Source organism: Cellulosimicrobium sp. JZ28 (genome assembly GCF_015327065.1).
Lineage (GTDB): Bacteria > Actinomycetota > Actinomycetes > Actinomycetales > Cellulomonadaceae > Cellulosimicrobium > Cellulosimicrobium funkei.
In genome coordinates this window covers 1,867,066-1,887,996 of the sequence record NZ_CP017660.1, presented here as the reverse complement: position 1 = coordinate 1,887,996, position 20,931 = coordinate 1,867,066, and the positions used below count along the sequence as shown (strand labels likewise).

General features: G+C 73.7%; 17 protein-coding genes and 1 tRNA gene. 13 read left to right on the top strand and 5 right to left on the bottom strand.

Annotation, left to right across the window (positions count from 1 at the left end):
- Window positions 1–90 precede the first annotated feature (90 nt).
- The 4 genes from pyk (at window position 91) to BJP59_RS08690 (ending at window position 3,944) form a co-directional block, all read left to right on the top strand.
- Window positions 91–1,521, top strand: a complete 1,431-nt coding sequence (gene pyk, locus BJP59_RS08705; RefSeq protein ID WP_194522733.1) for a pyruvate kinase — start codon at window positions 91–93, stop codon at window positions 1,519–1,521.
- A 157-nt stretch (window positions 1,522–1,678) separates the two neighbouring features.
- A complete protein-coding gene (locus BJP59_RS08700; RefSeq protein WP_194522732.1) occupies window positions 1,679–2,545 on the top strand; it encodes a nucleotidyltransferase domain-containing protein in 867 nt (288 codons plus the stop codon).
- A 58-nt stretch (window positions 2,546–2,603) separates the two neighbouring features.
- Window positions 2,604–2,960, top strand: coding sequence for a hypothetical protein (locus BJP59_RS08695; RefSeq protein WP_194522731.1), 357 nt, complete (start codon window positions 2,604–2,606; stop codon window positions 2,958–2,960).
- Between the two features lie 159 nt (window positions 2,961–3,119).
- Window positions 3,120–3,944 (top strand): alpha/beta fold hydrolase, encoded by an 825-nt coding sequence (locus BJP59_RS08690; protein ID WP_194522730.1) that lies wholly within the window; start codon window positions 3,120–3,122, stop codon window positions 3,942–3,944.
- A 33-nt stretch (window positions 3,945–3,977) separates the two neighbouring features.
- On the opposite strand, the gene BJP59_RS08685 is transcribed toward BJP59_RS08690, so the two are convergent.
- A tRNA-Leu gene (locus BJP59_RS08685) sits at window positions 3,978–4,051 on the bottom strand.
- A gap of 190 nt (window positions 4,052–4,241) precedes the next feature.
- On the opposite strand from BJP59_RS08685, the gene BJP59_RS08680 reads away from it, so the two are divergent.
- Both BJP59_RS08680 and BJP59_RS08675 read left to right on the top strand, forming a co-directional pair.
- On the top strand, window positions 4,242–4,862 hold the full coding sequence (locus BJP59_RS08680) for an ANTAR domain-containing response regulator (RefSeq protein ID WP_044144409.1): 621 nt from the start codon (window positions 4,242–4,244) through the stop codon (window positions 4,860–4,862).
- A gap of 235 nt (window positions 4,863–5,097) precedes the next feature.
- Entirely contained in the window at window positions 5,098–5,763 is a 666-nt protein-coding gene (locus BJP59_RS08675; RefSeq protein WP_021482502.1) for a GNAT family N-acetyltransferase, read from the top strand.
- A 37-nt stretch (window positions 5,764–5,800) separates the two neighbouring features.
- Here BJP59_RS08675 and BJP59_RS08670 read toward each other — a convergent pair whose 3' ends face one another.
- On the bottom strand, window positions 5,801–6,184 hold the full coding sequence (locus BJP59_RS08670) for a hotdog fold thioesterase (protein ID WP_043651213.1): 384 nt from the start codon (window positions 6,182–6,184) through the stop codon (window positions 5,801–5,803).
- 100 nt (window positions 6,185–6,284) lie between these two features.
- Between BJP59_RS08670 and polA the strand changes: the two genes are divergently transcribed.
- Window positions 6,285–8,990, top strand: coding sequence for a DNA polymerase I (gene polA, locus BJP59_RS08665; protein WP_194522729.1), 2,706 nt, complete (start codon window positions 6,285–6,287; stop codon window positions 8,988–8,990).
- Between the two features lie 10 nt (window positions 8,991–9,000).
- Here the strand turns inward: polA and BJP59_RS08660 are convergent, their stop codons facing one another.
- Window positions 9,001–9,858, bottom strand: a complete 858-nt coding sequence (locus BJP59_RS08660) for a class I SAM-dependent methyltransferase (protein ID WP_194522728.1) — start codon at window positions 9,856–9,858, stop codon at window positions 9,001–9,003.
- A gap of 205 nt (window positions 9,859–10,063) precedes the next feature.
- Here BJP59_RS08660 and BJP59_RS08655 point away from each other — a divergent pair, with 205 nt between their 5' ends.
- Together BJP59_RS08655 and rpsA are read left to right on the top strand one after the other, a co-directional pair.
- Entirely contained in the window at window positions 10,064–11,089 is a 1,026-nt protein-coding gene (locus BJP59_RS08655; protein WP_034651013.1) for a 6-phosphofructokinase, read from the top strand.
- A 207-nt stretch (window positions 11,090–11,296) separates the two neighbouring features.
- Window positions 11,297–12,787, top strand: a complete 1,491-nt coding sequence (rpsA, locus tag BJP59_RS08650) for a 30S ribosomal protein S1 (protein ID WP_194522996.1) — start codon at window positions 11,297–11,299, stop codon at window positions 12,785–12,787.
- A gap of 200 nt (window positions 12,788–12,987) precedes the next feature.
- Here rpsA and BJP59_RS08645 read toward each other — a convergent pair whose 3' ends face one another.
- Window positions 12,988–14,943 (bottom strand): ABC transporter ATP-binding protein, encoded by a 1,956-nt coding sequence (locus tag BJP59_RS08645; RefSeq protein WP_194522727.1) that lies wholly within the window; start codon window positions 14,941–14,943, stop codon window positions 12,988–12,990.
- A 154-nt stretch (window positions 14,944–15,097) separates the two neighbouring features.
- Between BJP59_RS08645 and BJP59_RS08640 the strand changes: the two genes are divergently transcribed.
- From BJP59_RS08640 to BJP59_RS08630, 3 genes are all read left to right on the top strand, one after another.
- A complete protein-coding gene (locus BJP59_RS08640; protein WP_083711769.1) occupies window positions 15,098–15,631 on the top strand; it encodes a MarR family winged helix-turn-helix transcriptional regulator in 534 nt (177 codons plus the stop codon).
- Window positions 15,632–15,700: 69 nt separating this feature from the next.
- Entirely contained in the window at window positions 15,701–16,342 is a 642-nt protein-coding gene (coaE, locus tag BJP59_RS08635; RefSeq protein WP_194522726.1) for a dephospho-CoA kinase, read from the top strand.
- The gene (locus BJP59_RS08630) at window positions 16,339–16,956 is read left to right on the top strand and encodes a pyroglutamyl-peptidase I (protein ID WP_194522725.1); all 618 of its coding nucleotides are present in this window, start codon (window positions 16,339–16,341) and stop codon (window positions 16,954–16,956) included. Before coaE ends, BJP59_RS08630 begins: the two co-directional genes overlap by 4 nt.
- 52 nt (window positions 16,957–17,008) lie before the next feature.
- Here BJP59_RS08630 and BJP59_RS08625 read toward each other — a convergent pair whose 3' ends face one another.
- Complete coding sequence (locus BJP59_RS08625) at window positions 17,009–18,361, bottom strand: choice-of-anchor A family protein (RefSeq protein ID WP_194522724.1); 1,353 nt, start codon at window positions 18,359–18,361, stop codon at window positions 17,009–17,011.
- A gap of 241 nt (window positions 18,362–18,602) precedes the next feature.
- Here BJP59_RS08625 and uvrB point away from each other — a divergent pair, with 241 nt between their 5' ends.
- Window positions 18,603–20,711, top strand: a complete 2,109-nt coding sequence (uvrB, locus tag BJP59_RS08620; RefSeq protein ID WP_031315536.1) for an excinuclease ABC subunit UvrB — start codon at window positions 18,603–18,605, stop codon at window positions 20,709–20,711.
- The last annotated feature ends 220 nt before the right edge of the window (window positions 20,712–20,931 follow it).

Below are 20,931 nucleotides of genomic sequence, written 5' to 3'. Positions count from 1 at the left end.
CCGGCGCCGGGACGATGAGCGGGGCATCCTAGGGAGGGGCACCCCGCGACGACCGGCTCCTGGCCGGTCGGAAGACTAGAGGCTGGAGATATGCGCAGAGCAAAGATCGTCTGCACCATCGGACCCGCGACCGAGTCGAAGGAGCAGCTCCGCGCGCTCGTCGACGCGGGCATGGACGTGGCGCGGATCAACCGCAGCCACGGCAGCGCCGAGGAGCACGCGGCCGTCTACCACGGCGTGCGCGAGGCCGCCGCCGAGTCGGGCCGCTCCGTGGCGGTCCTCGTCGACCTTCAGGGGCCGAAGATCCGTCTGGGCCGCTTCGCGGGCGACGAGAAGCACTGGCTCGAGGAGGGTGACACCTTCACGATCACGACCGAGGACGTCGTCGGCACCAAGGAGCTCGTCTCCACGACGCACAAGGGCCTGCCGGGCGACGCCCGCGTGGGCGACCCGATCCTCATCGACGACGGCAAGGTGCTCGTCCGCGTCACCGCCGTCGAGGGCCCGCGCGTCGTCACGCGCGTCGAGGTCGCCGGCCCGGTGTCGAACAACAAGGGCCTGAACCTCCCGGGTGTCGCGGTCTCCGTGCCGGCGCTCTCCGAGAAGGACCAGGACGACCTGCGCTGGGCCCTCGCGCTCGGCGCGGACATCATCGCGCTGTCGTTCGTGCGGTCCGCGAAGGACTTCGAGGACGTCAAGCGGATCATGGACGAGGAGGGCCGCACGGTCCCCGTCGTCGCGAAGATCGAGAAGCCGCAGGCCGTCGACAACCTCGCCGAGATCGTCGACGCGTTCGACGGCGTCATGGTCGCCCGCGGCGACCTCGCGGTCGAGCTCCCGCTGGAGCAGGTGCCGCTCGTCCAGAAGCGCATCGTCGAGCTCGCGCGTCGCAACGCGAAGCCCGTCATCGTCGCCACGCAGGTGCTCGAGTCCATGACGAACTCGCCGCGCCCGACGCGCGCCGAGGCGTCCGACTGCGCCAACGCCGTCCTCGACGGCGCCGACGCGGTCATGCTCTCGGGCGAGACGAGCGTGGGCGAGTACCCGATCCTCACGGTCCAGACGATGGCCCGGATCATCGAGGCGACGGAGGAGGCGGGCCGCGAGCGCATCGCGCCGCTCGGCTCGACGCCGCACACGCGCGGTGGCGCCATCACGCGCGCGGCGGCCGAGATCGGCGAGATCCTCGGTGCGAAGTACCTCGCGACGTTCACGCAGTCGGGCGACTCGGCGCGCCGCATGTCGCGCCTGCGCTCGTCCATCCCGCTGCTCGCGTTCACGCCGCGCGAGCACGTGCGCAACGTCCTGTCGCTCACGTGGGGCACCCAGACGTACCAGGTGCCCGAGGTGGAGAACACCGACGCGATGGTCGGCCAGGTCGACACGACCCTGCAGGCCAACGGCCTCGCCGAGGTCGGCGACCTCGTGGTCGTCGTCTCCGGCGCCCCCGTGGGCCAGCCGGGCACGACGAACTCGATCCTCGTGCACAAGATCGGCGACCACTCCGACACCCGGAACTGACGTCCGGAGCTCTCACCGGAGCTGACGCCGCGCGCCCGCCACGGGCGCTCGTGCTGCCCGACGGCGGCGCCCCCTGCGCGGGGGCGCCGCCGTCGGTCGTCCTACGGGTGCGGGAAAGCCCGCGACACGGCCCCCGGCGCGCCCCTACCCTCGCGGGATGCGAGCTGTGCCTGCGTCCCTGGACCCCGCGGTCGTGCGTCGGGTCGACGCGCGGCTGGACGCCGTCGTGCGCGACGAGGGCGTCGCGATCCCGCTCGCGGTGGAGAGCGGCAGCCGGGCGTGGGGGTTCCCGTCGCCGGACTCGGACTACGACTGCCGCTTCGTGTACGTGCGCCCGGAGGCCGACTACCTCGACCCCTGGCCGCGGCGCGACGTCGTCGAGACGCCGCTCGACGCGGTGCTGGACGTCAACGGGTGGGACCTCGTCAAGGCCGTGCGGCTGCTCGTGCGCGGGAACGCGACGCTGCTGGAGTGGCTGCGCTCGCCGATCGTCTACCGCGGCGACCCCGCGTTCCGCGCGGACCTGCTCGCGCTCGCCGAGCGGGTCGTCGACCGCGACGCCGTGCGGCGCCACTACCTGCACGTCGCGCTCGGCCAGCGGGAGCGGTGGTGGACGGCGGACGACGTGCCGCTCAAGAAGCTCTTCTACGTCCTGCGCCCGGCCGCGACGCTGCGCTGGCTGCGCGTGCGGCCGGACGCCGTCCCGCCCATGCGCCTCACGACGCTGCTCGACGAGGGCGAGGCACCGAGCGCGGTGGTGCAGGAGGCGTCCGGGCTCGTCGCGCTCAAGGCGGTCTCGCGCGAGATGGGTGCGGGCCCCGTCCCGGCCGTGCTCCGCCGGTTCGTCGACGACGAGCTCGCCGCCGCCTCGGCGGCCGCGACGGTGGCAGGGGCCGGGGCCGTGACGGCTCGCTCGGTGGCGGGGGATTTCTTCCGGTCGGCGGTCGCGCGGCACGGCCCGGCGGGGTCGCGTTCGACGACGGCTGCGGGCGCGCCGGGCGCCGCGTCGGGGGAGCGGCGGTGACCGACGGGCGCGCGCCTCGCTCGAGCGAGCACGGCGGGTCGGCCCTACCCTCGCGTGGGTGACCAGCGACCAGATCGAGGACGTCGACCAGGACCTCTACGCGGCGGCGAGCGACCCCGACGCCGACGGCGCGGCGGCCGCCGCGCGCGAGGCGACCTTCCGTGCGCTCGTCGCGCGCCGCGACGCGCGCGAGACCGCGGAGGCGGCCGCCACCGTGTGCGAGCAGGTCCATCAGGTGGCGGAGGCCGCCGAGCGCAGCGCGCAGGACGCGCTGAGATCCGCGACCGTCGCGCACGCCGCCGCTCTCCTCGGCGACGAGGCGATCGCCCGGCAGGCGGCGCGCGACGCGAGCGCCGCCGCCCGGGAGGCCGCGCGCGAGGCGGTCGTGCTGGACAGGGCGCGGCCCGAGCTCTAGACGGCGTCGGTCCGTGCGCGCGGGGCCCGTCGCCCGTCCGTCCCGTCCCGAGCCCCGCGGCGCCGCTCGTCCTCGCCCTCTACCCTGGGCCCAGCGCTCGGCGACCGCTCGGTGCTGACCATCCAGCCACCGGTCGACGGTGGGAGAGCGAGGTCCGTCGTGCCCCGAGCGCACCGGCGCGGGCGCTCCTCGGGGAGCACGGTCCTTCCGGCCCTCCAGGAGCGGTACGACCTGATCGACGGGGTGCGGGTGTACTCCGTCGTCGCGGAGCCGGACCGGGCGGACCGCCCGGAGGGCCGTGCCGTACCCGCGGACGTGGTCCTCGTGCACGGGCTCGCGCTGTCGACCCGGTACCTGGAGCCGGGCGTCCGCCGGCTCGGGACGGACCGCCGCACCGCCGCCCTGGACCTGCCGGGCGTCGGGCGCAGCGGTCGTCCGCCGCACCTGCCGTCGATGGCCGAGATGGCGGACGTCGTGGCCCGCTGGATGGACGGGCTCGGCATGACGGGCGCGGACGTCGTCGGGCACTCGTTGGGCTGCCAGATCGTCAGCCATCTCGCCGCGGAGCGGCCCGACCTGGTCCGGCGGGTCGTGCTCGTGGGCCCCTCCCGGGACCCGGAGCACCCCCGGTGGTGGCAGAGCGCGTGGCGCCTGCTCCTCGACGGCCCGCGCGAGAGGTGGTCGCTGCTGCCGATCGCCGTCGTGGACTACCTGCGTGCCGGTCCGGTCGCGGCGGTGCGGGCCCTGAAGCAGGCGCGCCGCGCCGAGGTCAGCCACCTGGTGCAGAGCATCACGCAGCCCGTCCTCGTGGTCGTCGGGGACCGCGACCCGCTCGTCTCGGGGACGTGGGCGCGCCGCCTCGTCGACGCGCTGCCCGACGGGCGGCTCGTCACCGTCCCGGGGGCTCCGCACGGGCTGCCGTACTCCAGCGTCGAGTCCTTCGTCACGACGACGCGGGACTTCCTCGACCGCGAGGAGCCGTGACGTCGAGCACCGTACGTCTGCCGAGATGAGGGGTGCCCCGGGTGGGATTCGAACCCACACTGGATCGGGTTTGAGCCGAACGCCTCTGCCGGTTGGGCTACCGGGGCCGCGCGCGGACGTGTCCAGCCGGGCTCCGCCGCGCGGGCACCATCGAACCACACGCGCGCGCCTTCACGAGAATCACACTCCTCGGAGGGTGAAACGCGGGGGCGGCACCCGGTGCGGCGCACTACGATGAGTCCCGTGAGTGACCAGACAGCGCAGCCCGAGGACAAGCAGCCGCTCGACCTGCCCCCGATGATCGAGCCCGAGCCCGCCGCCACCCCCGCCCCGTCGGGTCGCGCCGCGCGCCGCGCCGTCGTCGCGGAGGACGAGGCCCTGATCCGTCTCGACGTCGTCGAGACGCTGCGGGACGCCGGGTTCGACGTCGTCGGTGAGGCCGGCGACGGCGCGACGGCGGTGAAGCTGGCGCTCGAGCTCAAGCCCGACGTCGTGGTCATGGACGTGAAGATGCCCGAGCTCGACGGCATCTCCGCGGCGGAGCAGATCGGCAAGGCGCACGCCGCCCCGGTCGTCCTGCTCACGGCGTTCTCGCAGGCGGAGCTCGTCGAGCGGGCGCGCGACGCCGGCGCCATGGCGTACGTCGTCAAGCCGTTCACCCCGGCGGACCTGCTGCCTGCGGTCGAGATCGCGATCTCGCGCTACTCGCAGATCTCGGCCCTCGAGTCCGAGGTGGCCGACCTCGCGGAGCGCTTCGAGACGCGCAAGCGCGTCGACCGTGCGAAGGGCCTGCTCATGACGAAGATGGGCCTGTCGGAGCCGGAGTCGTTCCGCTGGATCCAGAAGACGTCGATGGACCGCCGCCTCACGATGCGCGAGGTCGCGGACGCCGTCATCGAGCAGGTCGGCGGCGCCTGAGCCGCCCGCCACGCCCGGTGCGCCGCGCGGGGGTCCTGATCAGGACCTTTGTCACGGGGCTCCGGGCGGGCTATCGTCTTGGACTGGCGTCCAGCAGTTCCGGGGCGGTGAACACGGTCGCCACGTAGTGCTCATGTCGACGGCCGACGGTGCTGTCCGAGCGACGTGGACCTTCTCACGCCCCACGTCCCTCGGTGCCGCCGCCGGTCCCACGGTGCGAACGAGGAGGAGCGCAGTGCGCCCAGCAGTGGAGGTCAGGCCCGCGGTCGGTGACGACCTGCCGGGGATCGCTGTGCTGTGCTCGGAGGCACGCCGCGAGTCGGCGTCCGGGGCGCAGATCTGCGCACCCGACGAGGACCGCCTGGTCCGGCACCTGTCGGTGCTGCTCACCCTGCCCGGCGGCAACGTGCTCGTCGCCCTGCACGACGGCCGCCCCGTCGGGTTCGTCCTGGCCCGCGTGCTCGACCCGCACCTGTTCGCGGACGAGCCGAGCCTGTACGTCGAGGCGGTGTACGTGGGGGAGGACGCCCGGCGCCGCGGCGTGGGCCACGCGCTCCTCAGCGCGACGGCCGAGCTCGCCGCGTCGTCCGGCGCGACGCACGTCTACTCCGTGCCCATCCCCGGTTCCCGCGGCGTGCAGCGCTTCCTCGCGCGACTGGGCTTCGGCCCCGTGGCCGGGCACCGCGTCGTCTCGACGGCGGTCCTGCAGCGCCGGCTCGCGGCCGACCTCACCCCGGCCCGCCGGGGCACCCGCTCTCTCGAGGACCTCATCGCGCGCCGTCGGCGCGCCCGCACCGAGACGATGTCGGGGCCGGTCGACCTGCGCGAGTTCCAGGCCGAGTACAACAGCCGCGCGGGCGTGGTGACGCCGGCCGACACCCGCGAGACCCTGCCCGGCTGAGCCGGGCTCGCGCGCTCTGCGGCCGGCGTCGCCCCGGTCAGCCCTGCGCGAGGATCATGCACGTGAGGCGCGCCGTGCACACGCGGCGACCCTCGTCGTCCGACACGACGATCTCGTAGCTCGCCGTCGTGCGCCCGCGGTGCACCGCCACCGCCTCGCCGTGCACCCAGCCGTCGCGCACCCCGCGGTGGTGCGTCGCGTTCACCTCGATGCCCACGGCCGCGCGGCCGGGTCCGCCGTGCAGCTGCGCGGCGATGGACCCCAGCGTCTCGGCGAGGACGACGGACGCGCCCCCGTGCAGCAGCCCCGCGGGCTGCGTGTTGCCCGCCACGGGCATGCGTGCGGTGACACGGTCGGCCCCTACCTCGCCCAGCTCGATGCCCATGCGCTCGATGAGCGTCCCCTCGGTGCGCAGGCCCATCGCCTCGTAGGCGTGACGCGGGGCGTCGGGTGTCGACGGGGTGGCGGGGGTCGGCGTCCCGGTCGGGGCGGCGTTCTGGTCGGAACCGTGCGTGTGGGTCATGGGCGATAGGTTGGCACCCGTGACGACCTCCGCGCGACCTCGCCTCCTGCTCATCGACGGACACTCCATGGCCTACCGCGCGTTCTTCGCGCTCCCGGCGGAGAACTTCTCGACGACCACGGGGCAGCACACGAACGCGGTCTACGGGTTCACCTCGATGCTCATCAACCTCCTGCGGGACGAGGAGCCCACGCACGTCGCCGTCGCGTTCGACGCCGGGCGCCAGTCCTTCCGCACCGAGATCCTGCCCAGCTACAAGGGCACGCGGGAGTCCACGCCCGAGCCGTTCCGGGGCCAGGTGCCGCTCATCAAGGAGATCCTGGAGACGCTGCACATCCCGACGCTCGAGCGCGAGGGCTACGAGGCCGACGACATCTTCGCGACCCTCGCGACGCAGGGCGCCGCCGCCGGGATGGAGGTGCTCGTCTGCTCGGGGGACCGGGACTCGTTCCAGCTCGTCGGCCCGGACGTCACGGTGCTCTACCCGAAGAAGGGCGTCTCGGAGCTCGCGCGCATGGACAGCGCCGCCGTCGTCGAGAAGTACGGCGTGCCGCCCGAGCGCTACCCGGACCTCGCCGCCCTCGTCGGCGAGACGTCCGACAACCTGCCGGGCATCCCCGGCGTCGGCCCCAAGACGGCCGCCAAGTGGATCACGGCGTACGGCGACCTCGACGGCCTGCTGGACCACGCGGACGAGATCAAGGGCAAGGCGGGGGAGAACCTGCGGGCGCACCTCGACCAGGTCCGCCTCAACCGGCAGCTCAACGCGCTCCTGCGCGACCTCGAGCTGCCCGTCGGCCCCGACGACCTCGCGACCCGTCCCTGGGACCGCGAGGCCGCCCACCGCGTCCTCGACGCCCTGGAGTTCCGCGCCCTGCGCGACCGGCTCTTCGCGATCGCCCCCGAGGGCGAGGTCGAGGCCGAGGCGGGGTTCGACGTCGCGCTCGCCGACGTCCTGCCGGGGGGCCTGGGCGCCTGGCTGGCCGAGCGCGGCACGCGCCCGCTGGGCGTCGAGGTGGCCGGCAAGGTCGTGCCGGGCGGCGGGGACGCGTGGGGCCTCGCGGTGTCCGACGACGCCGGGGCGGCCGTCGCGCTCGAGCTCGCCGACGTCGCGGGCGCCGACGACGAGGCGCTCGCCGCGTGGCTCGCCGACCCGGAGCGGCCCAAGGTCGTGCACGGCGCGAAGTCGGCCTGGCACGAGCTCGCGGCGCGCGGCTACGACCTCGCGGGCGTCACGTTCGACACCGAGCTCGCCGCGTACCTGTGCCACCCCGACCAGCGCGGCTACGACCTGGGCGACCTCGTCGTGCGCCACCTGCACCGCGAGCTCCGCCCGGACACGGAGGCGGGCAACGACGCGCAGGGCGCGCTCGACCTCTCGCTCGACGGCAGCGGCGAGCAGGAGCGCGACGCGGTGCGCGCGCTCGCCGTCGCCCAGCTCGGCGAGGTCCTCGCGGGCGAGCTCGAGGACCGGGGGGCCACGACGCTCCTCGCCGACCTCGAGCTGCCGTTGTCCCAGGTGCTCGCGCGCATGGAGCAGCGCGGCATCGCGGCGGACGTCACGTACCTGCGCGAGCTCGAGCAGCACTTCGGCGACCTCGTCGCGACCGCCGCGTCGGAGGCCTACGCCGTCATCGGGCGCGAGGTGAACCTCGGCTCCCCGAAGCAGCTCCAGGAGGTGCTGTTCGACCAGCTCGGGATGCCCAAGACGAAGAAGATCAAGACGGGCTACACGACCGACGCGTCGGCGCTCGCGGACCTCTTCGTCAAGACGCAGCACCCGTTCCTCGAGCACCTGCTCGCCCACCGCGACGCGTCGCGGCTGCGCCAGACGGTCGAGGGGCTGCTGAAGTCCGTCGCCGACGACGGCCGCATCCACACGACGTTCCAGCAGACGATCGCGGCGACGGGCCGGCTCAGCTCGACCGACCCGAACCTCCAGAACATCCCGATCCGCACCGAGGCGGGCCGACGCATCCGGCGCGCGTTCGTCGTCGGCGAGGGCTACGAGACGCTCATGACGGCCGACTACAGCCAGATCGAGATGCGCATCATGGCGCACCTCTCGGGTGACGAGGGCCTCATCGAGGCGTTCCGGTCCGGGGAGGACCTGCACTCCTACGTCGGGTCGCGCGTGTTCGAGGTCCCGGCGGCCGAGGTCACGCCCGCGATGCGCTCGAAGATCAAGGCGATGTCGTACGGCCTCGCGTACGGGCTGTCGGCGTTCGGGCTCTCGCAGCAGCTCACCATCGAGGTGGGCGAGGCCCAGAAGCTCATGGACGACTACTTCGAGCGCTTCGGCGGCGTGCGCGACTACCTCACGGGCGTCGTCGACGAGGCGCGGGCCACGGGCTACACGGCGACCATCCTCGGGCGCCGCCGGTACCTGCCCGACCTCACGAGCGACAACCGGCAGCGCCGCCAGATGGCGGAGCGCATGGCCCTCAACGCGCCGATCCAGGGCAGCGCGGCCGACATCATCAAGGTCGCGATGCTCAACGTGCAGCGCGCGATCGACGAGCGCGGGCTGCGCTCACGGCTGCTCCTCCAGGTGCACGACGAGCTCGTGGTCGAGGTGGCCCCGGGCGAGCGCGACGCCGTCGAGGAGGTGCTGCGCACGCAGATGGGTGCGGCGGCGGACCTCGACGTGCCGCTCGACGTCTCGGTCGGCGTCGGTGCCACGTGGCACGAGGCGGGTCACTGACCCAGGCGCGTCAGCCCGGGAGGCGCGTGCGGAAGATCGCCGTCCCGGGCAGGTAGGCGCCGCGCACCGGTCCCCAGCCGCCCCACATCTCGGTGTTGTCGGCGGGCCACTCGGGCTCGACGACGTCGCGCAGCTCCAGCCCGGCGGCGACCACCTCGCGCACGTGGTCGCCCAGGGTGCGGTGGTACTCGGCGTAGACGACACGGCCGGCGGCGTCGGTCTCGACGTAGGGCCGGCGGTCGAAGTAGGACCGGTTCGCGGTCAGCCCGTGCTCGCTCGGGTCGTCGGGGAACGCCCACCGGGTCGGGTGCGTGACCGAGAACGTCCACGTGCCGCCGGGCCGCAGCACGCGCGCGACCTCGCGGTGGACGGCCGCCGCGTCGGGCACGAACGGGATCGCGCCGAACGAGGTGAACGCGACGTCGAACGTGGCGTCGGCGAACGGGAGCCGGCGCGCGTCGGCCTGGACGGCCGGGACGCGCACGCCCGTCGCCCGGTCCAGCGCCGCCCCGGCGGCGAGCATGCCGCCGGACACGTCCGTCGCGACGACCTCCGCCCCCTGCGTCACGAGCCAGCGCGAGCACTGCGCCGCGCCCGCGCCGACCTCGAGCACCCGGCGTCCCGCGACGTCGCCGAGCAGCCGCGCGTCCCGCTCGCGCAGTCCCTCCGGGCACCAGCAGAAGTCCGCCGCGCCGAGGAAGGTCCCGTGCTCGTGGAGGTACTCCTGCGCGTTGGCGTCCCACCAGCCGCGGCCGGCGCGGCCGCCCTCGGTGGCGGGCACGTCGCGGTAGCCGGCGTCGGCGGTCGGACCGGGGGCCGCGCCGGAGGGCGCGACGACGGGCGGCTCGGGCGAGGAGGGCACGCTCATGCCTCCCATTCTCCCGGTCCCCGCCGCACGGCCCGTCCGGTCGGGACCTTGGTCGTCGGCGTGCCCGCGGACCGGGACGGGCGGTGACCCGTCGCGCAGGGGTGGCTAGGGTTGAGGGCGACGCGGTGCCGCGGAGGTCGGCACCTCCGTCGACGCCCGGCATGCGCGCGAGGCCGCGCGACGCGACGACGAGACGGAGGAACAGGTGCGCATCGGACTTCTCACCGGCGGGGGCGACTGCCCCGGGCTGAACGCGGCGATCCGGGCCGTGGTCAAGCAGGGGACGGGGGAGTACGGGCACACCATCATCGGCTTCCGCAACGGCTGGCGCGGCGTCGTCGACGGCGACGTGCACCCGCTCGGCCGTCAGGACATCCGGAACGTCCTGCCCGTGGGCGGCACGCTGCTCGGCACGGCGCGGTTCCACCCGCGCGAGGAGGACGGCAGCATGGACGCCGTGCTCGCGACCGTCGAGGCCGAGCACCTCGACGCGCTGATCTGCATCGGCGGCGACGGCACGCTGCACGCGGCGAGCCGCGTCGCGGAGGCGGGCGTGAAGATCGTCGCGATCCCCAAGACGATCGACAACGACGTCGAGGGAACGGACCTGTCGATCGGGTTCCACACCGCCGTGAACATCGCGACGGAGGCGCTCGACCGCGTGCACACGACGGCGGAGAGCCACAACCGCGTCATGGTGGTCGAGGTGATGGGCCGCCACGCCGGCTGGATCGCGGTCAACGCGGGCATCGCCGGCGGCGCCGAGGTCGTGCTCGCGCCGGAGCAGCCGTTCGACATCGACCAGGTCGTGAAGTTCCTCCGCCACCGGCACCGCGCGCACGCGAACTTCTCGATCGTCGTCGTGGCCGAGGGCGCCGTGCCGCGCGAGGGGTCGTCGATGGAGTTCACGCAGCAGCTCGGTCGGTTCGGCGAGATCGTCGCCGGCTCGATCGGGGAGCGCGTGAGCGCCGAGATCGCGGAGCGCACCGGGTTCGACACCCGGCTCACGGTGCTCGGCCACGTGCAGCGCGGGGGCGAGCCCACGCCGACCGACCGGATCCTCGGCAGCCGCTTCGGCGTCGCGGCCGTGGACGCCGTGAGCGCGGGGACGTCGGGCGTCATGACGGCGCTGCGGGGCGAGCGGGTCGAGCTCGTGCCGCTCGCGGAGGTCGCGGGCCGGCCGAAGCGGGTCCCGGAGGAGCTGCTGCGGGTCGCCCGCGTGCTCGCGTGACGCGGATCCGGTAGTCGGGCCGCCCCGGCGGGGCGCGCGAGACGCGTTGACCGCCGGGGTGACACCCGGATAAGGTGGACGGCGGTGCGCTGCGCCTGCCTTCATCCCGAGCCACGACGTCGACCACGACGCCGGAGCGTCCGGGGGCGTCGGCGGGAGACGCGCCGAAAACCCTACCCGCTCGACTACACCTGTCCGCATCGGAGCATCGAACTCAATGACCATCTCTACCCCGCGAAGTCCGCACCCCAGGTTGCCGTCAACGACATCGGCACCGAGGAGGACTTCCTCGCCGCCGTTGACGCGACCATCAAGTACTTCAACGACGGCGACATCGTCGAAGGCACGATCGTCAAGGTGGACCGCGACGAGGTCCTCCTCGACATCGGCTACAAGACCGAGGGCGTCATCCCCTCCCGCGAGCTGTCCATCAAGCACGACGTGGACCCCGGTGAGGTCGTCAACGTCGGCGACGCGGTCGAGGCCCTCGTCCTCCAGAAGGAGGACAAGGAAGGCCGTCTGATCCTGTCCAAGAAGCGCGCCCAGTACGAGCGCGCCTGGGGCACGATCGAGAAGATCAAGGAGGAGGACGGCGTCGTCACCGGCACCGTCATCGAGGTCGTCAAGGGTGGTCTCATCCTCGACATCGGCCTCCGTGGCTTCCTCCCGGCCTCCCTGGTGGAGATGCGTCGCGTCCGCGACCTCCAGCCGTACGTCGGCAAGGAGATCGAGGCGAAGATCATCGAGCTCGACAAGAACCGCAACAACGTCGTCCTCTCGCGCCGTGCCTGGCTCGAGCAGACGCAGTCCGAGGTCCGCTCCACCTTCCTGCAGACCCTGCAGAAGGGCCAGGTGCGCCCCGGTGTCGTCTCCTCGATCGTCAACTTCGGTGCGTTCGTGGACCTCGGCGGCGTCGACGGCCTCGTGCACGTCTCCGAGCTGTCCTGGAAGCACATCGACCACCCGTCCGAGGTCGTCGAGGTCGGCCAGGAGGTCACGGTCGAGGTCCTGGACGTCGACTTCGACCGCGAGCGCGTCTCGCTGTCGCTGAAGGCGACGCAGGAGGACCCGTGGCAGACGTTCGCCCGGACCCACGCGATCGGTCAGGTCGTCCCGGGCAAGGTCACCAAGCTCGTCCCGTTCGGTGCGTTCGTGCGCGTCGAGGACGGCATCGAGGGTCTCGTGCACATCTCGGAGCTGGCCGTGCGCCACGTCGAGCTGCCGGAGCAGGTTGTCAACGTCGGTGACGAGGTCTTCGTCAAGGTCATCGACATCGACCTCGAGCGCCGCCGCATCTCGCTGTCGCTCAAGCAGGCCAACGAGGGCGTGGACCCGGAGTCGGACGACTTCGACCCCGCGCTCTACGGCATGGCCGCCGAGTACGACGAGCAGGGGAACTACAAGTACCCCGAGGGCTTCGACCCGGAGACCAACGAGTGGCTCGAGGGCTTCGAGGCGCAGCGCGAGGCGTGGGAGGCGGAGTACGCCAAGGCGCACGAGCGCTGGGAGGCGCACCGCAAGCAGGTCGCCGAGGCGGTCAAGGCCGACTACGACGCCGCGTCGGGCGAGACCACGAGCTCTTCGAGCTCGTCGTCCTCCAGCACGTCCTACTCGTCGGCCCCGGCCGCCGAGGCGACGGGCACGCTCGCGTCGGACGAGGCGCTCGCCGCGCTCCGCGAGAAGCTCACGGGCAACTGAGCCGGCCGGCGGCCCCGCGCGGGACGCCACGCTGAGCAGACGAAGGCCCGCCACCCCTCGGGATGGCGGGCCTTCGCCATGTCCGGCACGTGCCGGGGCACTCACGGCGCCGACCAGGTGGTCCTGGTCCGTCAGCGGCCGCGGACGAGCCGGAACCGCCTGGTCGACGTCTCGGGGCCGCCCGCTCGGCGGTCGGGCCGTCAGGCGGTCGCGGGCGTCGGCTCGGGGGCAGTGGCAGCGGCCGGGTCGGTGCCCGACGACGCGGGCGAGTCGGCGAACTGCGTCCGGTAGAGCGTGGCGTAGCGCCCGCCACGTGCCAGGAGCTCGGTGTGCGTGCCCGTCTCGACGACGCGGCCGGCGTCGAGCACGACGATGAGGTCGGCCTCGCGGACGGTGGAGAGCCGGTGCGCGATGACGAGCGACGTCCGCCCGCGCAGCGCCTCGGCGAGCGCGGCCTGGACCGCCGCCTCGGAGTCCGAGTCGAGGTGCGCCGTCGCCTCGTCGAGGACGACGAGCTGAGGGGCCTTGAGGAACACCCGGGCGATCGCGAGGCGCTGCCGCTCGCCGCCGGACATCCGGTAGCCGCGGTCGCCCACGACGGTGTCCATGCCGGACGGCAGGGCAGCCACGACGTCCCACACGTGCGCGCGCCGCAGCGCGGACTCGAGCTCGGCGTCGGTCGCCTCCGGCTTGGCGTACCGCAGGTTCTCCGCGATCGAGTCGTGGAACAGGTGCGCCTCCTGCGTGACCACGCCGACGGCGTCGTGCAGGCTCTCCTGCGTGACGTCGCGCAGGTCGCGACCGGCGATCCGGACGTGGCCGGCGCTCGGGTCGTACATGCGCGTCACGAGCTGCGACACGGTGGTCTTGCCCGCGCCGGACGACCCGACGAGCGCGACCATCGCGCCCGCGGGCACGGAGAACGAGACGTCGTGGAGCGTGTCGGTGGTCGGGTCGGTGCCCTCGACGGCCACGGACTCGAGCGACGCGAGGGAGACCTCGGCCGCGCTCGGGTAGCGGAAGGTCACGCCGTCGAGCTCGAGGCTCGCGCCCTCGCGCGCGACGTCCGCGGCGAGGTCGTCGGCGTCGGGGGCGTCCGTGACGGTGGGCTCGAGGTCGAGCACCTCGAGCACGCGCTCGAAGCTGACGAGGGCCGTCATGACGTCGACCTGGACGTTCGACATCGCCGTCAGCGGGCCGTAGAGACGGCCCAGGTAGGCGGTGAGCGCGACGACCGTGCCGACGGTCAGCGAGCCCGAGATGGCCATGACGCCACCGAGGCCGTAGACGATCGCGACGGCGACGGACGCGACGACCGTGAGCCCGACGCGGAACACTGTCCCGTACATGGCCTGGCGGACCCCGATGTCGCGGACGCGGCGCGCCTGGGCGGCGAACCGCGACGACTCGCGGTCCGGGTCGCCGAACACCTTGACGAGGTGGGCGCCCGCCACGTTGAAGCGCTCGTTCATCGTCTGCGCCGCCTCGGCGTTGAGCTCGTAGCTCTCCCGCGTGATCGCAGCGAGGCGCTTGCCGACCCAGCGGGCGGGCAGGACGAACGCGGGCAGGAGGGTGAGCGCGAGGAGCGTGAGCTGCCACGACATCGAGAGCATCGCGGCGAGCACGAACACGACGGTGAGCAGGTTGGAGAACACGTTCGACAGGGTCGACGTGAACGCCTGCTGGGCGCCGAGGACGTCGCCGTTGAGGCGCTGGACGAGCGCACCGGTGCGCGTCCGGCTGAAGAAGGCGAGCGGCATGCGCTGGACGTGGTCGAAGACCGCGGTGCGCAGGTCGACGATGAGCCCCTCGCCGATGCGGGAGGAGAACCAGCGCTGCGCGACGCCGAGCGCGCCGGAGAGCACGGCGAGGCCGGCGGCGACCGCCGAGAGCGCGACGACGAGGCCGACGTCGCCGGCGGTGATGCCGTCGTCGATGATGCGCTGGAAGAGGAGCGGGGTGACGGCACCGGCGGCGGCGTCGACGGAGATGAGCACGAGGAACGCGGCGAGCTGGCGCCGGTAGGGCCGGGCGAACGTGAGCACCCGGCGGATCGTGCCGCGGTGCAGCCGTCGGGAGGTGACGGAGGCGTCCTGGCGGAACGAGCGCATGCCGCGCCCGCCGCCGGCGCCGGGGAGGGATGAGGGGAAGGACATGGGGCCTCCTGGGTGGGGGAGGGGCGCGTCGTCCGCGGCGGCGGTGGCCGTCCGGCGGGCGCGGTCCGAGGATCGCTCGCGCGACAACGATAGTGAGTCTAACTCACAATGAGCCGATACCACAAGTGGGCCCGGTCCCGGTACGCTCGGCCTCGTGACGACCGACGCGAGCCAGCCTGCCACGCCGGGCGCAGCCCCGGGTGGCCGAGCCACCTCCACCGACGAGGCGGGGGAGTTCCTCGCGCTCCTGCACGCCGCGCTGCGCAGCGTGCGCCGCGAGGCGAGCGAGCGGCTCGAGCCCGCGGGCACGACGCCCGGCCAGTTCCGGATGCTGCGCTTCCTCTCCCGCTGCGACGGCCCGTGCCGGCTCGGCGCGGTGGCGTCGGCGCTCGACGTCGCGCCGCGCTCGGTCACCTCGAAGGTCGACGACGCCGAGCAGGCCGGTCTCGTGCGCCGCACTCCCGATCCGCAGGACCGTCGCGCCACGCTCGTCGAGCTGACGCCGCGCGGGCGCGAGGTCGTCGAGCAGGTCGGGGCGGAGAGGTCGTCGAGCGCGGGCACCCTGCTGGCCCGCCTGGACGCGCGCGAGCGCGCCGAGCTGCTCCGGCTGCTGCGCGCGGTCGCGGGCGAGCGGCCCGACGACGGCGAAGCGGCCGAGGGCTCCCCGGGGGCGATCTCCTCCCGCTGAGCGCCGGCTGGTCGAGGGGCGCCCCGCGCCCCGACGCGGGGCGGTGCGCCGACTGGCAGGATGGGACGCATGTTTCGCATCGGCCTGACCGGAGGAATAGCGGCGGGGAAGTCCGTCGCGCTCGCCCGCTTCGCCGAGCTGGGCGCGGTGGTCGTCGACTACGACGCCCTCGCGCGCGACGCCGTCGCGCCCGGCACCGTCGGCCTCGACGAGGTCGTCGAGGCCTTCGGCCCCGGGGTGCTCGGGGAGGACGGCGCGCTCGACCGGCCCGCGCTCGGACGCGTGGTGTTCGGGGACGACGTCGCGCGCGAGCGGCTCAACGCGATCGTCCACCCCGAGGTGCGCCGGCTCGCCGCAGAGCGCGAGGCCGCGGCCGGTGCGGCCGACCCGCGGGCCGTCGTCGTGCACGACATCCCGCTCCTCGTCGAGACGGGCGACCCGGCGCGGTTCCACTGCGTCGTGGTCGTGCACACGCCCGAGGACGTCCGGGTGGACCGCCTCGTGACGTCGCGGGGGCTGAGCGAGGACGAGGCGCGCGCGCGGCTCGCCGCGCAGGCCGACGACGCGGCGCGCCTCGCGGCGGCGGACGTCACCCTCGACGGCTCGGGCGAGCCCGACGCGCTGCGCGCGCAGGTCGACGCGCTCTGGGCGCGCGTGCGCGCGGAGGTCGACGCGGAGGCGCTCGCGGAGCTCGAGGAGCGCGAGGCGTGACGGTCGTGGTGAGCGGCTTCGAGCCCTTCGGCGGCGACGCGACGAACCCCTCGTGGGAGACCGCCCAGCTCCTCGCGGAGCGCGCCGAGGAGCTCGTGGGGGACCGCGTGGTCGCCGTCCGGCTCCCCGTGACGTTCGCCGGGGCGTGGCCCGCGCTCGACGCCGTCGTCCGGGAGCACGACCCGGAGGTCGTCGTGGCGCTGGGGCTCGCGGGCGGCGCCGAGCGCGTGCGCCTCGAGCGCGTGGCCGTCAACGTGCGCGACGCCCGGATCCCCGACAACGCCGGGGCGCAGCCGGTCGACGTGCCCGTCGTGCCGGGGGCGCCCGTCGGCCACTGGTCCACGCTCCCGCTCAAGGCGTCGCTCGTCGCCGTCCGGGAGGCCGGTGTCCCCGTGGAGGTGTCCGGGACGGCCGGCACGTACGTGTGCAACGACGTGTTCTACGCCCTCATGCACCACTGGGGCTCCGTGCCGGGCCGCCGTGCGGGCTTCGTGCACGTGCCCGACGCCGGCGCGGTGCCCGTCGAGGACCAGGTGACCGCCGTCGCGGCCGTCGTGCGGGAGGCGCTCCGTGGCGCCCCCGAGCCACGGGTCGCCGCGGGCAGCGAGAGCTGAGCGGGCGCCGGGGGCCGGCAGGTCGCCCCGCCGGCCCCGGCGCCGCAGACCGTCAGCTCGCCGCGCGCCGGCGGGCGACGACCACGAGCAGCGTCGCGCCTCCGGCGAGCAGGAGCGCCGCCACCACGGCGAGCACGACGACCGAGGAACCGGTCGAGGCCAGCCCGCCCTCCGGCGTGGACTCGCTGCTGGGAGCCGCCGACGGCGTCGGGTCCGTGCTCGCGACGGGCGTCGTCTCCGGAGCGGGCGTGCTCTCCGCGGCGGGCTCGCCCGGCACCTCGGCGCCGGGGGTCTCGGTGGTCGTCGGGGGCGTGGTCGTCTCGGTGCCGCCCGGGGTCGGGGCCTCGGGTGACGGCTCCGGCTCGGGCTCCGTGACGACCGGGACCGGCTCGCACGGGCCCGCGAACGGGTAGTTGTGGTGCTCGATGCCGGCCCCGCCGGTGTACGCGACCGCGCCGTTCGCCAGGACGCGCCCGTTCGTCGACGTGGACACCGTGAGCGTCGCGTCGGCGCGCGGGACGACGATCGTGCCGGGGAACTGGTCGTTCGTGCCGAGCGCGACCTGCGTCGCGTCCGGGAACGCCCAGAGGAAGTGGGACGACAGGTACTGCGTCGCCTGGTAGAGGCGCACTCCGTCGTACGCGACGTACTGAAGGGACGGGATGCGCACCGTGGACCCGCTGACGCTGAGCAGCACCGGTCCGGTGCCGGTGACGTGCAGCTCGCGGAGCGACGCGGCACCCTCCGCCGTGAGCGCGTACCGCGCGCCCGCCTCGACGGTCAGGACACCGTTCTCGGGGGCGACCTGCTCGGCGCCGTCGGTCGCGTCGGCGGCGATGGCGGCGACGAGCGCGGGGAGCTCGTCGTAGGGCGCGAGCGCCGCGTCCCGGCCGACGCCCTGGCGCACGGACCCGTGCGTGCCGAGCGCGTTCGCGCTCTCGGTCCTCGGGGCCGGGCCCGTGATCGTGCCTCCGACGACGACGTTGCCGCCGCGCGACGCGTGGAACCCGACCTGCGTGTTCCGGGCGGTGGCGAGGTCGCCGCCGACGACGAGCATGTCGGTCCCGCCCGCAGGGGTGATCCCTGACCCGCCGCCGCCCGCGGTCCCGACGTTGAGGGAGCCGGCTCCCGCGAGGTCGGCGTCCCCGCCGACCACGACGCGGCCCTCGAGCTCGGTCGCGGTCGTGACGGTGAGCCCGCCGCCGGCCCAGATGCCGACGCCCGCGTCCTCCACCGCGGTGAGCTCGTAGACGCCGACGGGACGGGTCGTGGCGTCCGCGGAGCAGACGTCGTCGGCGCCGACGGCGGGCGTCGCGCTCGCCGGCGCGACGAAGCCGGCCGACAGGGCCAGGGTGGTGAGGGCGATCAGGGGGATTCCGCGGGGGCGCGCGGGGTGCAGGCGCATGAGGGCTCCAGGTCGAGGGGTCGTTGGCCGTGCTGACGAGAGCTGCGCGCGGGCCTCCACGCCCGTGGCCGGCCGGTCGCCGGAGCTCCACGGGCGTCGGGGAGCGGGCAGGACGAGGGAACCCTAGGGGTTCGGCACCACGCCTTCCAAATTGCGCGCGGGTGAAGTCGGGTGTATGGGGCGCGCGGCCCGTCGAGGTGCTCCCGCGAACGATGTGGGTGGCTGGACGTACCGTGGACACATGCGTCCCGTGACCGATCTCCAGCGTGCCACCGCTCCGTTCGAGGTCATCTCCGAGTACCAGCCGTCGGGCGACCAGCCCACGGCCATCGCGGACCTCTCGCAGCGCGTCCGCGCGGGCGAGAAGGACGTCGTGCTGCTCGGTGCCACCGGTACCGGGAAGTCCGCGACGACGGCCTGGCTGATCGAGGAGCTGCAGCGCCCGACGCTCGTCATGGCCCCCAACAAGACGCTCGCCGCGCAGCTCGCCACGGAGTTCCGCGAGCTGCTGCCGAACAACGCGGTCGAGTACTTCGTCTCGTACTACGACTACTACCAGCCCGAGGCGTACATCGCGCAGACGGACACCTACATCGAGAAGGACTCGTCCATCAACGACGAGGTGGAGCGGCTGCGCCACTCCGCGACGAGCTCGCTGCTCACGCGCCGGGACGTCGTCGTCGTGGCGTCCGTGTCGTGCATCTACGGCCTCGGCACCCCGCAGGAGTACGTCGACCGGATGGTGCGCCTCGACGTCGGGATGCAGGTGGAGCGCGACGATCTGCTGCGGCAGTTCGTCACGATGCAGTACACGCGCAACGACATGGCGTTCACGCGCGGCACGTTCCGCGTGCGCGGCGACACGGTCGAGATCATCCCGGTCTACGAGGAGCTCGCGGTCCGCATCGAGTTCTTCGGCGACGAGATCGAGAGCATCCAGACGCTGCACCCGCTCACGGGCGAGGTCATCCGCTCCGAGCCGAGCATCCACGTGTTCCCCGCGACGCACTACGTCGCCGGGCCGGAGCGCATGGAGCGCGCGATCTCCTCGATCGAGGCCGAGCTCACGGAGCGGCTCGACGAGCTCGAGCGGCAGAACAAGCTGCTCGAGGCGCAGCGCCTGCGCATGCGCACCACCTACGACATCGAGATGATGCGCCAGATCGGCACGTGCTCCGGGATCGAGAACTACTCCCGGCACATCGACGGCCGCGAGGCGGGGTCGCCCCCGAACACCCTGCTCGACTACTTCCCGGAGGACTTCCTCCTCGTCATCGACGAGTCGCACGTGACCGTGCCGCAGATCGGCGCGATGTTCGAGGGTGACATGTCGCGCAAGCGCAGCCTGGTGGACCACGGGTTCCGCCTGCCGAGCGCGATGGACAACCGCCCGCTGCGGTGGGAGGAGTTCGTCGAGCGCATCGGCCAGACCGTGTACCTGTCGGCCACGCCGGGCGACTACGAGCTCTCGATGGCGGACGGCGTGGTCGAGCAGATCATCCGCCCCACGGGCCTCGTGGACCCCGAGGTGATCGTCAAGCCGACCACCGGCCAGATCGACGACCTCCTGCACGAGATCCGCGAGCGGGTCGACCGCGACGAGCGCGTGCTGGTCACGACGCTCACCAAGAAGATGGCCGAGGACCTCACGGACTACCTGCTCGAGAAGGACGTGCGGGTCCGCTACCTCCACTCCGAGGTCGACACGCTGCGCCGCGTCGAGCTGCTGCGCGAGCTGCGCCTCGGCGAGTACGACGTCCTCGTCGGCATCAACCTGCTGCGCGAGGGCCTCGACCTGCCCGAGGTCTCGCTCGTCGCGATCCTCGACGCCGACAAGGAGGGCTTCCTGCGCTCGCCCAAGTCGCTCATCCAGACGATCGGGCGCGCGGCCCGCAACGTGTCCGGCCAGGTGCACATGTACGCGGACCGGATCACGCCGGCGATGGCCGCGGCGATCGAGGAGACCGAGCGTCGCCGCGAGAAGCAGATCGCGTACAACACCGAGCACGGCGTCGACCCGACGCCGCTGCGCAAGCGCATCTCCGACGTGACCGACATGCTCGCGCGCGAGGACGTGGACACCGCCGAGCTCCTGGCCGGTGGCTACCGCCAGCCGGGCAAGGGCGCGAAGGGCAAGGCCCCGGTGCCGGGCGGTCCGAAGGAGGGTGCGTCGTCGGGGAACCGGCTCGCGGGCGCGGCGGCGAGCGACCTCGCGGAGCTCATCCAGGAGCTGAGCGACCAGATGCACGCGGCCGCGGGCGAGCTCCAGTTCGAGCTCGCGGCCCGGCTGCGCGACGAGATCTCGGGGCTCAAGAAGGAGCTGCGCCAGATGCACGCCGCGACAGCCTGACCGGTCCTGGGGGACCGGCCGGGCGTCGCCGCGGGCGTGCCCGCGGAACAGTCCACGGTGGCGTGGTGTTGTCACGCGAGCAGGAGCGATGGCCTATGCTGGCTCCTCGTTGAAGGGGAGTATTCCTCCGCGGTGATGTCGTCATCACGGTCGGCGCAGTCGTCGGCCCGGTGTCACCGGTCCCGCAACCACCAGCCCGCGTCTCGGACACGCGCGTATG